General features: G+C 60.1%; 14 protein-coding genes. 9 read left to right on the top strand and 5 right to left on the bottom strand.

Annotated features, from left to right (window positions below; translation table 11 throughout):
- Nucleotides 1-213: 213 nt before the first annotated feature.
- From KCG88_RS03305 to KCG88_RS03315, 3 genes are all read left to right on the top strand, one after another.
- Nucleotides 214-864, top strand: a complete 651-nt coding sequence (locus tag KCG88_RS03305) for a c-type cytochrome (protein WP_047337032.1) — start codon at nt 214-216, stop codon at nt 862-864.
- Complete coding sequence (locus tag KCG88_RS03310; RefSeq protein ID WP_210711739.1) at nt 861-1,781, top strand: c-type cytochrome; 921 nt, start codon at nt 861-863, stop codon at nt 1,779-1,781. Before KCG88_RS03305 ends, KCG88_RS03310 begins: the two co-directional genes overlap by 4 nt.
- 69 nt (nt 1,782-1,850) lie before the next feature.
- Nucleotides 1,851-2,081: a hypothetical protein gene (locus KCG88_RS03315; protein ID WP_011061683.1), complete on the top strand. Its 231-nt coding sequence runs from the start codon at nt 1,851-1,853 to the stop codon at nt 2,079-2,081.
- A gap of 14 nt (nt 2,082-2,095) precedes the next feature.
- On the opposite strand, the gene KCG88_RS03320 is transcribed toward KCG88_RS03315, so the two are convergent.
- Complete coding sequence (locus KCG88_RS03320) at nt 2,096-2,377, bottom strand: hypothetical protein (protein ID WP_011061682.1); 282 nt, start codon at nt 2,375-2,377, stop codon at nt 2,096-2,098.
- A 465-nt stretch (nt 2,378-2,842) separates the two neighbouring features.
- On the opposite strand from KCG88_RS03320, the gene galU reads away from it, so the two are divergent.
- Nucleotides 2,843-3,682, top strand: coding sequence for a UTP--glucose-1-phosphate uridylyltransferase GalU (galU, locus tag KCG88_RS03325; protein ID WP_011061681.1), 840 nt, complete (start codon nt 2,843-2,845; stop codon nt 3,680-3,682).
- Between the two features lie 131 nt (nt 3,683-3,813).
- A complete protein-coding gene (gene gorA / locus KCG88_RS03330; RefSeq protein ID WP_210711740.1) occupies nt 3,814-5,172 on the top strand; it encodes a glutathione-disulfide reductase in 1,359 nt (452 codons plus the stop codon).
- Here the strand turns inward: gorA and KCG88_RS03335 are convergent, their stop codons facing one another.
- Complete coding sequence (locus KCG88_RS03335; protein ID WP_210711741.1) at nt 5,173-6,180, bottom strand: DNA-binding protein; 1,008 nt, start codon at nt 6,178-6,180, stop codon at nt 5,173-5,175. It abuts the gene before it with no gap.
- Between the two features lie 180 nt (nt 6,181-6,360).
- On the opposite strand from KCG88_RS03335, the gene KCG88_RS03340 reads away from it, so the two are divergent.
- The 3 genes from KCG88_RS03340 to ahpF all read left to right on the top strand — a co-directional run bounded on the left by KCG88_RS03340 (nt 6,361) and on the right by ahpF (nt 9,704).
- On the top strand, nt 6,361-7,299 hold the full coding sequence (locus KCG88_RS03340; protein WP_210711742.1) for a site-specific integrase: 939 nt from the start codon (nt 6,361-6,363) through the stop codon (nt 7,297-7,299).
- 151 nt (nt 7,300-7,450) lie between these two features.
- A complete protein-coding gene (gene ahpC / locus KCG88_RS03345; RefSeq protein ID WP_011061677.1) occupies nt 7,451-8,014 on the top strand; it encodes an alkyl hydroperoxide reductase subunit C in 564 nt (187 codons plus the stop codon).
- Nucleotides 8,015-8,138: 124 nt separating this feature from the next.
- Nucleotides 8,139-9,704: an alkyl hydroperoxide reductase subunit F gene (gene ahpF, locus KCG88_RS03350; RefSeq protein WP_047287164.1), complete on the top strand. Its 1,566-nt coding sequence runs from the start codon at nt 8,139-8,141 to the stop codon at nt 9,702-9,704.
- Nucleotides 9,705-9,883: 179 nt separating this feature from the next.
- On the opposite strand, the gene gloA is transcribed toward ahpF, so the two are convergent.
- Nucleotides 9,884-10,405, bottom strand: coding sequence for a lactoylglutathione lyase (gene gloA / locus KCG88_RS03355; protein WP_011061675.1), 522 nt, complete (start codon nt 10,403-10,405; stop codon nt 9,884-9,886).
- A gap of 199 nt (nt 10,406-10,604) precedes the next feature.
- Here gloA and KCG88_RS03360 point away from each other — a divergent pair, with 199 nt between their 5' ends.
- Nucleotides 10,605-11,132, top strand: a complete 528-nt coding sequence (locus KCG88_RS03360; protein WP_210711743.1) for a DUF4946 domain-containing protein — start codon at nt 10,605-10,607, stop codon at nt 11,130-11,132.
- A 230-nt stretch (nt 11,133-11,362) separates the two neighbouring features.
- Here the strand turns inward: KCG88_RS03360 and KCG88_RS03365 are convergent, their stop codons facing one another.
- Entirely contained in the window at nt 11,363-11,728 is a 366-nt protein-coding gene (locus KCG88_RS03365) for a histone-like nucleoid-structuring protein, MvaT/MvaU family (protein WP_047337027.1), read from the bottom strand.
- A gap of 243 nt (nt 11,729-11,971) precedes the next feature.
- Nucleotides 11,972-13,510 carry an EAL domain-containing protein gene (locus KCG88_RS03370; RefSeq protein ID WP_210711744.1) on the bottom strand — a complete coding sequence of 513 codons (1,539 nt, stop codon included), beginning with the start codon at nt 13,508-13,510 and terminating at the stop codon, nt 11,972-11,974.
- Between the last annotated feature and the right edge of the window lie 49 nt (nt 13,511-13,559).

The raw sequence follows: 13,559 nt of genomic DNA on the forward strand, positions 1-13,559 counted from the left end.
CCAAGCGCGGCCCGGGGTTGCTTTTGCGTGGGCAGAAGCCTTGTTGCACTGCGGCGATTAGCCGCTTTTTTTCGCCTGGTAAAACCTTGTTTTGCTGTTCGGTATTCGATAGGCGCGGGGCAATTTCGCGTTGTCCCGGTGGATCAATTGACCTACTATTTGTGTGCTTATGCCATGCAGGTCTAAGCATATAACTAGAATAATGGAGTTCATATGATCCCACTGGATCGAATGCTATTGAGTGGCCTGATGCTGCTGTTGGTTCAAACTGCCCATGCCGTGGAGGGGCAGAAAGTCTTTACCCAGGGAGGGGCCCAGCCGGGGGCGACGGCTTGCCTGGCCTGCCATGGCGCCGATGGCATGGGCCTGGCGCCGGCCGGGTTTCCGCGCCTGGCCGGGCTGCCGGCGGGCTATCTGAGCAAGCAGTTGCACGACTTTCGCAGCGGCGCCCGCACCAGCCCTGTGATGCAACCCCTGGCCAAGGCCTTGAGTGAAGAGGAAATCACCGCAGTTACCACGACCCTGGCCGCCATGCCTGCGCCCAAGCTGGTTCCTGTCAGCCGTAGCCAGGTGGCCACCGGTGTCGGTGAGCGCCTGGCCCTGCGCGGTGCCTGGGAGCGGCAAGTGCCCGAGTGCGTCAGTTGCCACGGACCGGGTGGCGTGGGCGTCGGTACCGCCTTCCCACCCCTGGCCGGGCAGCCTGCCAGCTACCTGGTGGCACAGCTCAACGCCTGGCGTGAAGGTACTCGCCACAACGACCCCAATGACCTGATGGGGCATATCGCCAAATCCCTGAGCGCCGAAGAAGTGGCTGCCGTGGCGGACTACTTTGCAACCTTGAACTCCCAGGAGGCGCGCCCATGAAACCATTGATTTCAGGGGTGCTGCTGAGCCTGCTCGCGATTCAGGTCCAGGCGGCCACCGTCGCCATGGAGGACCAGTCGCAGATCCCGGCGCCGAGCGCTTCGGCCCATGTCGAGTACTTCAAGCCGCCGGCTGAAAGCGAGCTGCCGGATAATGCCTACGGCAAGCTGGTACGCGAAGGCTACGCCCTGTTCGTCGATACCAAGCGCCTGGCGCCGCAGTTCGTTGGTAACGGTCTCAATTGCAGCAATTGCCACCTTGATCAGGGGCGCCTGGCCAACTCGGCGCCGCTGTGGGGCGCGTATCCGATGTACCCGGCCTATCGCAAGAAGAACGACAAGGTGAATACCTTTGCCGAGCGCCTGCAAGGCTGTTTTCAGTTCAGCATGAACGGTGGCAAGCCGCCGGCGGCGGACAGCCCGCAAATTACCGCGCTGTCGGTGTATGCCTACTGGTTGGCGAGCAAGGCGCCGCTTGGCGTCGAGCTGCCCGGACGCGGGTATCCCGACGTGGCGCAGCCCGCCAAAGGCTACGACCTCAGGCAGGGGGCGGCGGTGTATCAGGCGCAGTGTGCGGTTTGCCACGGTGACAACGGCCAGGGCCAGAAGGTTGGTGCGAATTACGTGATGCCGCCGCTCTGGGGCAAGGATTCCTACAACTGGGGTGCAGGGATGCACCGGATCAATACCGCAGCGTCCTTCATCAAGCACAACATGCCTCTGGGCAAGGGCGGCAGCCTGAGCGATCAGCAGGCCTGGGACGTGGCGGCGTTCGTCAACAGCCACGAGCGGCCGCAGGACCCGCGCCTGGTGGAGGGTTCCATCGAAAAGACCCGGGTCAAGTTCCACGCCAATGACGGGGTGAATTTGTACGGTCAGACGGTAGAAGGCGTGCTGATAGGCCAGGGCATCCGATAAACTAGCGCCCATTGTTGCCGGTGCCGCCCGGGCTCACGCCTGGGCGGCATCGATTTTTTGGGAGAAAGCATGAAGCGGGAAGATGTCAGGGCAAAGCATGCAGAGGGCTTGATCTCTGCCACCCACGTGATCCAGAACCCCGCCAATTCAGGGGAATGGATTGTGTTTTTCAAGAAGAGCGCCGGGCGCAGCTATTTTCTGGTGGACGACAGCGACGAGGTGGAGTCTTTCTGCCGTCTCGACGACCTGATCGAAACCATTCGTGGCCTGGGTATCAAGTTCGCCGAAATTCATATGTAGAGGGCGTGCGCCTTCTACTTGCAGACCACCACCACGCTGCGGCTTTTATAGTTGCCAACATCGACGCCGAGGGTCTTGTCGCTTTCCTTGGTGGCGGGCGTGCCGACAGTGCTGACGATCCGATAGCCGGTGCCGGCGCAGGACGCCTCGGCTTTCTCGTAGCAGCTGGCCCAGGAGCTGGCCTCGCCAGAGCAATCGATGCTCAGGCCTTGTTCGCCATTGGCCAGGTAGGTATTGGAGGCGGTGGCACATCCACTCAGGGCCAGTACTGCGGTGACAGTGAAAAGTCTGTTCATGGGGGATTTCGTCATCTGAGGGGGAGGGGGTGAAGTGGCCGGGCATGCCAGTGGCGATGCTATAGCTAATGGCCATTTCGGTACAGCGCATCACCTTAGTCCTCCTCAGGCCTGCAAAAGTGCCGCAGCCCCTCTGGATGAGGGGCTTGTAGTGCCTCCAGGCGAACATCGCCCGGGCGAAAACGGTGCCATCATGAAGCCTGGATTATCCGCCTTGGCCGTTGGGTCGAGGCTGTGCCTGGTCGGGACCTGGGGCATTCCGGCAACCTTGTGCAGGTGCCGGTTTACAAGCGCTGCGCGGTGATGGAGGTTTACCTGGCGGGCTATCTGGAGGATGCTGCGGAACTATCTGGCACTTTATTTCTCTATGATGGCAGCGGTTAGCCAGCGCGGGGCATTGTAAGGCGCTCGCGCCCTCATTAGACTGCGCCGAAACTCGTACACACAGCCTTTTTAAGGACTCATATGATCAAGAAATGCTTGTTCCCAGCAGCCGGTTACGGTACTCGCTTCCTGCCAGCGACTAAAGCCATGCCCAAAGAAATGCTGCCGGTGGTGAACAAGCCACTGATCCAGTACGGCGTTGAAGAAGCGCTGGATGCCGGATTGAATGAAATCTCCATCGTGACCGGCCGCGGCAAGCGCGCCCTCGAAGACCACTTCGACATCAGTTACGAGCTGGAAAACCAGATCAAGGGCACCGACAAGGAGAAATACCTGGTCGGTATCCGCAAGCTGCTGGACGAGTGCTCGTTCTCCTACACTCGCCAGACCGAAATGAAGGGCCTGGGCCACGCCATTCTGACTGGCCGCCCGCTGATCGGTGACGAACCCTTCGCCGTGGTGCTGGCGGACGACCTGTGCGTCAACCTCGAAGGCGACGGCGTACTGACCCAGATGGTCAAGCTGTACAAGCAGTTCCGCTGCTCGATCGTGGCCATCCAGGAAGTCGATCCGCAGGAAACCAACAAGTACGGCGTGATTGCCGGCGAAATGATCCGTGACGACATCTACCGCGTTCACAGCATGGTCGAGAAGCCAAAGCCGGAAGACGCACCGTCGAACCTGGCGATCATCGGTCGCTACATCCTGACGCCGGACATCTTTGACCTGATCGAGCAGACCGAACCGGGCAAGGGTGGCGAGATCCAGATCACCGACGCCCTGATGAAGCAGGCGCAGAACGGCTGCGTGATGGCCTACAAGTTCAAGGGCAAGCGTTTCGACTGCGGTGGTGCCGAAGGTTACATCGACGCAACCAACTTCTGCTTCGAGAACTTCTACAAGACCGGCAAGGCTTACTGATAGCTGCTGTACGGGTTTTTCGGAAAAGCCACCTTCGGGTGGCTTTTTCATTTGTCGCCCTTATGTAGATCCTCTGCGCTGACCCGATCGCCATCTGCGGTTATGCTTGTCAGCCTGCCTGGGAGAGTGAAATGGCCTACGATTTTGATCTTTATGTAATTGGCGCCGGTTCCGGCGGTGTGCGCTGCGCGCGATTTGCAGCGGGTTTTGGTGCGAAGGTCGCGGTCGCTGAAAGCCGCTATCTGGGTGGCACTTGTGTCAACGTAGGCTGCGTGCCGAAAAAGCTGCTGGTGTACGGCGCACACTTCGCCGAAGACTTCGAGCAGGCCTCGGGTTTCGGCTGGTCCCTGGGCGAGGCGAATTTCAATTGGGCGACCCTGATCGCCAACAAGGATCGCGAAATCAATCGCCTCAACGGCGTCTACCGCAACCTGCTGGTCAACAGCGGCGTGACCCTGCATGAAGGCCACGCCAAGCTGATCGATCCGCACCAGGTAGAGGTCAACGGCCAGCGCTACAGCGCCAAGCACATCCTCATCGCTACCGGCGGCTGGCCGCAGATCCCGGATATCCCGGGGCGCGAGCATGCCATCAGTTCCAACGAGGCCTTTTTCCTCAAGGAGCTGCCCAAGCGCGTGCTGGTGGTGGGCGGTGGCTATATCGCGGTGGAGTTTGCCGGGATCTTCCATGGCCTGGGCGCCGATACCCAGCTGTTGTATCGCGGCGAGCTGTTCCTGCGCGGTTTCGACGGCGCAGTGCGCAAGCACTTGCGGGAGGAGCTGACCAAGCGTGGTTTGGACCTGCAATTCAATGCCGACATCGAGCGCATCGACAAGCTGGCCGATGGCAGTCTTGAGGTCACCCTCAAGGATGGTCGCAAGCTGGCCGCCGATTGTGTGTTCTATGCCACCGGGCGCCGGCCGATGCTGGACAACCTGGGGCTGGAGAATACCGGCGTGAAGCTCGACAAGCGCGGTTTCATCGAAGTGGACGAGCAGTATCAGAGCAGTGAGCCGTCGATCCTGGCGATTGGCGATGTCATCGGCCGCGTGCAACTGACGCCGGTGGCCCTGGCCGAGGGCATGGCCGTGGCTCGGCGCTTGTTCAAGCCCGAGCAGTACCGTCCGGTGGATTACCAGATGATTCCTACGGCGGTGTTCAGCCTGCCGAACATCGGTACTGTCGGCCTCACCGAAGAGCAGGCACGAGAAGCGGGGCACAAGGTGCAGATCTTCGAGAGCCGCTTCCGGCCGATGAAACTGACCCTGACCGACTGCCAGGAACGTACCCTGATGAAGCTGGTGGTGGACGCCGACAGCGACAAGGTCCTGGGTTGCCACATGGTCGGCCCGGATGCCGGTGAAATCGTCCAGGGCCTGGCCATTGCCCTGAAGGCGGGGGCGACCAAGCGTGACTTCGACGAAACCATCGGCGTGCACCCGACGGCCGCCGAAGAGTTCGTCACCATGCGTACGCCTGTCGCGGGCTGATCAAGCCTGCGCAGGTGCGTCTGGCTGGGCCTTGGTGGCTGCAGCCAGGCGCAACGCCTCCAGGCCGGCCTCGGCCTTGGTGGCGCGCAACTCCATCTCCTTGCTCGATCGAGCCTGTTTCCTGGTTTGTTCCTTGAGTGCCTGAACTTCTTCCTGGGCAACGCGCAGGCGTTCCTGGAGCAGGGTGCTTTCGCTGTCCTGGCGGGCGACCTGTTCGCTCAGGCGGGCCTGCAGCGCCGAATTCTTGCTGGCGGAATCCTGGGCTTGCTTGAGCTCTTTGTGGATGGCGCGCTGTTCGCTGAGCAGGCGCTCGTTATCGCGATGCAGTTGGGTGATCTCGTCCTGGCGTACCAGCGCGTTCTGTTGGGCCTGGCGCAGCTCCATCTGGAGCTGTTGCAACTGCCCTTCGTGGCGGCGCTGCTCCTGTTCGCGCTGTTCCTTGCTGGCCGCGCGGTAATGCTCCAGGGCGTCCCGGGCATGCAGGTGCTTTTCCTCCAGGGAGTGGATCTGCTGCTCCTTGTCCTCCAGGCGCAGCTCAAGGCCCTTGAGCGCCTGGTTGAGTTCGGCGTTGCGGGTCTGTTCGCTCTGCAGCATGGAGCGAGTGTCTTGCAGGGCGGCGCTTTCCCCGGCCAGGGCGCTGGCCTGAATCTGCAGCTGCTGTTGCAACTGCTCCTGAAGCTGGTGGGCTTGGTTCAGCTGGTGTTCCAGCGCCTGCTTCCGTTCTTCGAAGTGGGCGAGGGCTTGCTCCAGGGGCTCCTGGGCCTGTTCCTGCAGGCGTTGCGCCAGGCGCCCGACCAGTTCGCCCAGTTCTTGGTCCAGGGGGGCAGGGCCGCTGTCGCGCCGGCTGGCTCCGTCATCCAGTTCCTTGAGATAGCGGTGGATGGTGGTTTTCGAGCCGGTATTGCCCATTTCAATGCGCACTGCGTCGATGCTGGGGTGTTCGCCGCGGGCAAGAATCGCCTGACGCGCTTTCTTCACCACCGCCTTGTTTATGCCTCCGCGAGCCATGCATCCTCCGACGATTTTGTACTGTGTTACGTGGTATGTAATTGCCTGGAATTGTACAGTAAGTGCGGAATTATCAAAAGCCTGAAACTGACATGGGATATTATGGTATTACCCCGTGTGATAGGCGCTGGGGGCGGCTTTCGCCCGCCATCGCCGTACATTTGCCTGAGTTGAGCTGCCATGAGCGAGCTGGATCGTTATCTGCAAGCCGCCACCCGCGACAACACCCGTCGCAGCTATCGGGCGGCCATCGAGCATTTCGAAGTGCAGTGGGGCGGTTTCCTTCCGGCTACGGCCGAAAGCGTGGCCCGCTACCTGGCCGCCTATGCCGGTGAGCTGTCGATCAATACCCTGCGATTGCGTCTGTCGGCCTTGGCCCAGTGGCACAGCAGCCAGGGCTTTGCCGACCCGACCAAGGCACCGGTGGTGCGCCAGGTGTTCAAGGGTATCCGCGCGCTGCACCCGGTACAGGAAAAGCAGGCGCAACCCTTGGAGCTGCAGCACCTGGAGCAGGTCGTCGCCTGGCTAGATGAGGAAGTGGCGAGTGCCGCGGCTGAAGACCGCCATGGGGATCTGCTGCGTGCCCGGCGTGATCGGGCGCTGATCTTGCTGGGCTTCTGGCGCGGCTTTCGCAGTGATGAACTGTGCCGCTTGCAGATCGAGCATGTGCAAGCGGTGGCCGGGGCGGGCATCAGCCTCTACCTGCCGCGCAGCAAGAGTGACCGCGACAACCTTGGGCGGACCTTTCACACCCCGGCCTTGCTACGCCTGTGCCCGGTGCAGGCCTATATCGAGTGGATCAACAGCGCGGCACTGGTGCGCGGGCCGGTGTTTCGCGGCATCGACCGCTGGGGGCACCTGAGCGAGAAGGGGTTGCACGCCAATAGCGTGATCGCGCTGCTGCGCCAAGCCCTGGAGCGTGCCGGTATCGCTGGCGAACACTACACCAGCCATTCCCTGCGCCGGGGCTTCGCCACCTGGGCGCACCGCAGCGGTTGGGATCTGAAGTCGCTGATGAGCTATGTCGGCTGGAAGGACATGCAGTCCGCCATGCGCTACGTCGAGGCCAACCCGTTCATGGGCATGGCGCGCCTGGGTGAAAAACCGGTGCAACAGTAGATTAAGGTTTCTTCTATTAATACTGTCGGCTGATAGCCAAAACCAATCGGCAGCATCAGGTTTGCCAATGAGCCAAGCAGCGATTCATTGGTTAGGATTCTCCCCATCAAGTTTTCACCCAATGTTTTCAACCACTGATGGAGAGTCAACGATGCCTATCATCAACAGCCAAGTTAAACCCTTCAAAGCTACCGCATTCAAAAACGGCGCATTCGTCGAAGTGTCGGACGCCGATCTGAAAGGCAAATGGTCTGTCGTGTTCTTCTACCCGGCTGACTTCACCTTCGTGTGCCCAACCGAGCTGGAAGACCTGGCCGACAACTACGCCGAATTCCAGAAGCTGGGCGTCGAGATCTATAGCGTTTCCACTGACACCCACTTTGCCCACGCTGCCTGGCACAACACTTCGCCAGCCATCGGCAAGATCCAGTACACCATGATCGGCGACCCGACCCTGGCCATCTCCCGCAACTTCGATGTGCTGATCGAAGAAGCCGGTCTGGCTGACCGCGGCACCTTCGTGATCAACCCTGAAGGGCAGATCAAGATCGTTGAAATCAACGACGGCGGTGTAGGCCGTGACGCTTCCGAGCTGCTGCGCAAGATCAAGGCCGCTCAGTACGTCGCAGCTCACCCAGGCGAAGTCTGCCCAGCCAAGTGGAAAGAAGGCGAGGCCACCCTGGCTCCGTCCCTGGACCTGGTCGGCAAGATCTAAGTCCATGCATTACCCAAGGGCGGTGATCCGCACTTAAGTCAGCTGCACCGCCCTCAAACAACGCCCGGGCGAGATTCGCTCGGGCGTTGTTTTTTCTACCGAATCAAAACAGGAGATCGCCCGTATGTTGGACGCCAATCTTAAAGCTCAGTTGAAGTCTTACCTGGAACGGGTCACCCAGCCGATCGAGATCGTAGCCTCCCTCGACGACGGTGCGAAATCCCAGGAAATGCTCGCGTTACTCAAAGACATTGTCAGTCTTTCCAACCAGATTACCTTGCTCGATAACGGCAGCGACGCGCGCAAGCCTTCGTTCTCGTTGAATCGCCCGGGAAGTGATATCAGCCTGCGTTTCGCCGGTATTCCCATGGGCCACGAATTCACTTCCCTGGTGCTGGCCCTGCTGCAAGTGGGTGGCCATCCCTCCAAGGCCAGTGCCGAGGTGATCGAGCAGATCCGCTCGCTCAAGGGCGAGTTCAATTTCGAAACCTACTTCTCGCTGTCCTGCCAGAACTGCCCGGACGTGGTCCAGGCGCTGAACCTGATGGCGGTGCTCAACCCCAACATCCGTCACGTGGCCATCGATGGTGCGCTGTTCCAGGCCGAAGTCGATGAACGCAAGATCATGGCGGTGCCCAGTGTCTACCTCAATGGCGTGAACTTCGGCCAGGGGCGCATGGGGCTGGAGGAAATCCTCGCCAAGCTCGACACCGGTGCGGTGGAGAAGCAGGCGCAGAAACTCAACGCCAAGGAAGCCTTCGACGTGCTGGTGGTCGGCGGGGGGCCAGCGGGCGCTTCGGCAGCCATCTATGCCGCTCGCAAAGGCATCCGTACCGGTGTGGCTGCCGAGCGTTTCGGTGGCCAGGTGCTGGACACCATGGCGATCGAGAACTTCATCTCGGTGCAGGCAACTGAAGGGCCCAAGCTGGCTGCCGCCCTGGAAGAGCACGTCAAGCAGTACGACGTCGACATCATGAACCTGCAGCGGGCCAGCGCCCTGGTGCCGGCCAAGGAAGTCGGCGGCTTGCACGAGATCCAGTTCGAAAGCGGCGCCAGCCTCAAGGCCAAGTCGGTGATCCTGGCTACCGGTGCCCGCTGGCGCGAGATGGGCGTGCCGGGTGAGCAGGAATACAAGGCCAAGGGCGTGTGCTTCTGCCCGCACTGCGACGGCCCGCTGTTCAAGGGCAAGCGTGTGGCGGTGATTGGCGGCGGCAACTCCGGTGTCGAAGCGGCCATCGACCTGGCGGGTATCGTCAGCCACGTGACCCTGCTGGAGTTCGACAGCAAGCTGCGGGCGGATGCGGTGTTGCAGCGCAAGCTATTGAGCCTGCCCAACGTCAAAGTCATCACCAGCGCCTTGACCAGCGAGGTGAAGGGGGACGGCCAGAAGGTCACCGGCCTGGCCTACAAGGACCGTGATTCGGGTGAGTTCCACACGGTGGACCTGGAAGGCATCTTTGTGCAGATCGGCCTGTTGCCCAACACCGATTGGCTCAAGGGCACCGTCGAGTTGTCACCTCGTGGCGAGATCATCGTCGATGCCCGCGGCGAGACTTCCTTGCCTGGGGTATTTGCAGCAGGTGACGTCACCACGGTGCCCTACAAGCAGATCGTGATAGCCGTGGGCGAGGGCGCCAAGGCTTCTCTCAGTGCATTCGATCACTTGATCCGCACCTCAGCACCAGCTTGATCGGTCGCTTAAAAAACAAAACCCCATGAGCCTGGCTCATGGGGTTTTTTATTGCTGTACCGAGAGGCGCCGGCTTGCCGCTGAAGTGGCCGCAGGGTCATGCGCCGCCCTTGAGAAGGGGAGCGCTGACAATTCAGCTTCTACACCGGCCGGCTTCGCACCTGAATAGGTTTACAGCTTTACAGCGGTGCTGGCTGGATGATCTCGACCCAGTAGCCATCCGGGTCCTTGATGAAGGCCAGGCTTTTCATCCGGCCATCGTTCAAGCGCTTCTGGAAATCGCAGCCCAGGGCCTCGAAGCGCTCGCAGGCGGCGACGATGTCCGGTACCGAGATACAGATGTGGCCGAAGCCGCGCGGGTCGCTGTTGCCGTTGTGGTAGGCGAAGGCTGGATCGTTTTCGGTACCGTGGTTGTGGGTCAGTTCGAGAATGCCGGGAATCGACTTCATCCACTCGGTTCGCGCGCCAGCGTCTGCCGGGATCTGTGCCTTGTCCACCAGGGCCAGGAAGTACAGGCTGAACTCGGCTTCAGGAAAGTCGCGTTTTTCCACCAGGGAAAAGCCCAGGACCCGGGTGTAGAAGTCCAGGGAGCGGGTGATGTCCTTGACGCGCAACATGGTGTGGTTGAACACGAAACGGGCAGTGGCCGCATCGGGTTGGGCGGTCACGCCGGGAAAGGTGTTGAGTTCGTTGAGGCTCATGGGCCCTCCAGAAGAAAGTGCGACGAAGGCTGCTTGCCGGGGCAAGCTGCCTTGGCTGGCAATGGTTCGGACATCCTTGGGATCGGGCAATGATACGCAAGTGAGTCGGCTGGCGCCAAACCCAAAGCTCCTGATCTATTGCCCATTCCTGGCGCCGGGCTCAGACTTCCAGCCCCCCTTTTTCTCAGTGTGCAAACGCATGATCGAGTCGTTTAAGTTCCGCGCCGCAGCTCTGTTGCTACTGGCGCTGGCCGGTGTTGCAAAGGCCGAGCCGCAGGTGACCTGGCCCCAGGGTTGGACAGTGGAGCCGCTGCCGGCCCAGGAAGGCCAAGAGGCCGGCAAGGTGTCACGGCAGAGAGCGGTCAAGAGCGATGCCGCTGGCAATCCACTCATGGTCATGGAGTTGACCATGACTCAGGTGGACACTGGGCATGTAGTCAATTTGCAGGGGGTATTGCTGGAAATGCGCAAGTCGGTGCAAAAGGACTTTGCCCAGGGCGGTTATCAGAGTGTCTGTAACAAGATTCATGCCGCCCAGTTGAGCCGCCTTGAGGCGTTGGAGACTACTTGCACCATTACCCAGAATGGCCGGCATGTGCTCTCGCAAACATTGGTGGCGGCACTGGATGGGGATAAGGCTTATGTACTTTCATACGCCGGCCAGGCTGCGGCTTTTGCCGGCAGTCGGGATGAAATACTCGCTGTACGAAACGGCCTTAAACTTTAAGGAAAAATCTGACCCAGTCGGTTCGCTTTCTGCGGGTTACCCGTTCGTTAACGAAAAGGCATTAAGCCTGAAGTTGTTCGGGAATCAGACGTTATTGCTTGATGTATCGGCCAGGGCGAGGGGTGGGATCTCGCCAGGCTCTTCCCTTAGATGCAAGGCGTAATAAGAATTTTCTTAATCAATGTAAAAGGCCCTACATATGCAGGGCCTTTTTCGGGGTGCGGCTTTGTTCAAGCGCGCAGCCAGGAATCCACAGTGGCGACACCGTACTGTTCTTTCCAGGCTTTCAGGCCGCGGTGGTTGCCGCCTTTGGTTTCGATCAGTTCGCCGGTGTGCGGGTTCTGGTAGACCTTGACTACGCGGGCACGGCGCTGCTTGGGGGCGTTGGCCTGTGGCAGCCCGGCTTTGCCCTGGTTGGGATCAAGGATGGCGATGATGTCACGCAGGCTCTTGTCGTAGGACTTCATCAGGGCCTGGAGCTTTTCTTCGAACTCGATTTCCTTCTTGAGCCCGGCGTCGTTTTTCAGGGATTCAAGCTGCGCGAGCTGTTCTTGAAGTGCTTTTTCTGCAGCACGAAATTCAGCAAGTCTGGACAATATCTTCACTCCAATAGTCTATTTGGCTGATACAAACCACAAACAAAGCTATAAGCCATGAGCCGATTAAGGCTCGATTAAGTGGCCTACCTGTGAATCTTGTACAGGCGGGAAAAATTGTAGTAGTTAATGCCTCAAGAGTAAATCAGGTTGTTCTTGTTAAATCCGATATTGACCAATTGATTCAAATTGGTGCAAGCCCCGAGTTGTTAGATCCAGCACTTTTTGTTCGGGTATGGCTATTTAATGGCGCGCCAGGGCTGCAACAAACTCGGCACTGGGCATGGGCCGTCCGAATAAATAACCTTGCAGGAAATCCACCCCTTTAGCTGCGAGATAATCCCGCTGTTCTGCAGTTTCAATACCTTCGGCGACAATGCCCAGATCGAGTTTTGCCGAGAGTTCGATAATGCTGTCGAGTATATGCAAGGACAGTGCGTCGGCACCGATCATGGCGACGAAACTCTGATCGATCTTCAAATAATCCACATTGAACTGGCGCAGATAACCCAGGCTGGAATGCCCGGTGCCGAAATCGTCGATGGCGATCATCACACCCAGGTCATGCAGGGCGCCAAACAGTTGGTGGGTGGTGGCCGTGGGCTCGATCAGTTCGCGTTCGGTCAACTCCAGCACCAGGATCACCTTGCCTTTAGGGAAGCCGGCCAGGAATTCCCGGCAGTCCTCCAGCAACTGCAGGTCATGGCAATGGCTGGCGGTGATGTTGATACCGATATGGAAACCATCGATAAAGTGCTCGGCATGGGGCGCCAGGGCTTGTTGGGTCTGCTGCATCAGCGAGCGGGTCATGGGCACGATCAGCCCCGAATGCTCGGCGAAGGGGATGAACAGGTCTGGGCGCACCAGCCCCTCTTTTGGATGCTGCCAGCGCATCAGGACTTCGATGCCGGCCCACGCCAGAGTGTCCCCGCGCACCACCGGTTGAAAGTATGGAATGAACTCGTGGGCCCCCAGTGCCCGTTGCAGCTCGTGGGAGGGAGAGATGGAGCGCTTTTGCAGCCAGTGGGCTAGCACACCCGCCGCCGCGCCGAAAAACACCAGCAGGCTGAATAGTGCAGGGTACTGGCTCTTCATGTAGTTCCACACATCGCCCTCGGGAAACCCTGAGCTGACACTGTAGGGATAGCGCGATGAATTCAGTTGCTGGCTGGCCACGGCCGCCAGTGGCGGGCTGCCCTCGTGGACACGACCGTCGCTGGACAGCCAATGCCCGCCGACCTGCAATTGCAGGTCGGCGAAGCGGCTGATCAGGCGCAGGGCATTGGTCAGGTGATAGCCGTCGATGGTGGCCAGGACGGCGCGATCGCCCTCGCTCCAGCGATAGACCAGCAGGGCCGTGTCGGGGGTGACGGGGTTGCCGCTCATGAGCCAGAGGCGACCGTCCACATAGTCCAGGGGGTTGAGCGGGACCGCGAAACTGCCGAGCAGGGAACTGCAATAGTTGTTGTTGCGCCACACCAGGTTGGTCGAGCGCACGAAGGGCCGGCGGGTGACCTGTTCGCGCAGCGCCAGTTGCCGGACTTCATCACAGTCACGGCCCACCTGGGGCAGCAGCGCCCTGGCCGCGATGTCGGTGTTGTCGAGCATCAGGTCGAACTGGCGGATGGCCTCCTCGGCGGTTTCCAGGCTGCTGTGCTCCAATGTTCGTTCTGCCTGGGCGTAGAGGATGAGGGCACCGAGCCCGATGGGAAGAAGCATGGCCAGCAATGTCCAGAAAGTACGGGTAGAGCGCTTCAATGGACCTTTGGCGGTCAGGGGCATGGATCGGACCTGTCGGCGGGCGAGGGGGAGGGTGGCACCGGGGGCATGG

This window comes from Pseudomonas sp. MWU349, from assembly GCF_017947325.1.
Taxonomy (GTDB): Bacteria; Pseudomonadota; Gammaproteobacteria; order Pseudomonadales; family Pseudomonadaceae; genus Aquipseudomonas; species Aquipseudomonas protegens.

Excerpts from the sequence above, each read along its gene's own strand:
- KCG88_RS03305 (WP_047337032.1), top strand. The coding sequence starts at position 214 with ATGATCCCACTGGATCGAATGCTATTGAGTGGCCTGATGCTGCTGTTG.
- KCG88_RS03310 (WP_210711739.1), top strand. The coding sequence starts at position 861 with ATGAAACCATTGATTTCAGGGGTGCTGCTGAGCCTGCTCGCGATTCAG.
- KCG88_RS03315 (WP_011061683.1), top strand. The coding sequence starts at position 1,851 with ATGAAGCGGGAAGATGTCAGGGCAAAGCATGCAGAGGGCTTGATCTCT.
- KCG88_RS03320 (WP_011061682.1), bottom strand. The coding sequence starts at position 2,377 with ATGAACAGACTTTTCACTGTCACCGCAGTACTGGCCCTGAGTGGATGT.
- galU (WP_011061681.1), top strand. The coding sequence starts at position 2,843 with ATGATCAAGAAATGCTTGTTCCCAGCAGCCGGTTACGGTACTCGCTTC.
- gorA (WP_210711740.1), top strand. The coding sequence starts at position 3,814 with ATGGCCTACGATTTTGATCTTTATGTAATTGGCGCCGGTTCCGGCGGT.
- KCG88_RS03335 (WP_210711741.1), bottom strand. The coding sequence starts at position 6,180 with ATGGCTCGCGGAGGCATAAACAAGGCGGTGGTGAAGAAAGCGCGTCAG.
- KCG88_RS03340 (WP_210711742.1), top strand. The coding sequence starts at position 6,361 with ATGAGCGAGCTGGATCGTTATCTGCAAGCCGCCACCCGCGACAACACC.
- ahpC (WP_011061677.1), top strand. The coding sequence starts at position 7,451 with ATGCCTATCATCAACAGCCAAGTTAAACCCTTCAAAGCTACCGCATTC.
- ahpF (WP_047287164.1), top strand. The coding sequence starts at position 8,139 with ATGTTGGACGCCAATCTTAAAGCTCAGTTGAAGTCTTACCTGGAACGG.
- gloA (WP_011061675.1), bottom strand. The coding sequence starts at position 10,405 with ATGAGCCTCAACGAACTCAACACCTTTCCCGGCGTGACCGCCCAACCC.
- KCG88_RS03360 (WP_210711743.1), top strand. The coding sequence starts at position 10,605 with ATGATCGAGTCGTTTAAGTTCCGCGCCGCAGCTCTGTTGCTACTGGCG.
- KCG88_RS03370 (WP_210711744.1), bottom strand. The coding sequence starts at position 13,510 with ATGCCCCTGACCGCCAAAGGTCCATTGAAGCGCTCTACCCGTACTTTC.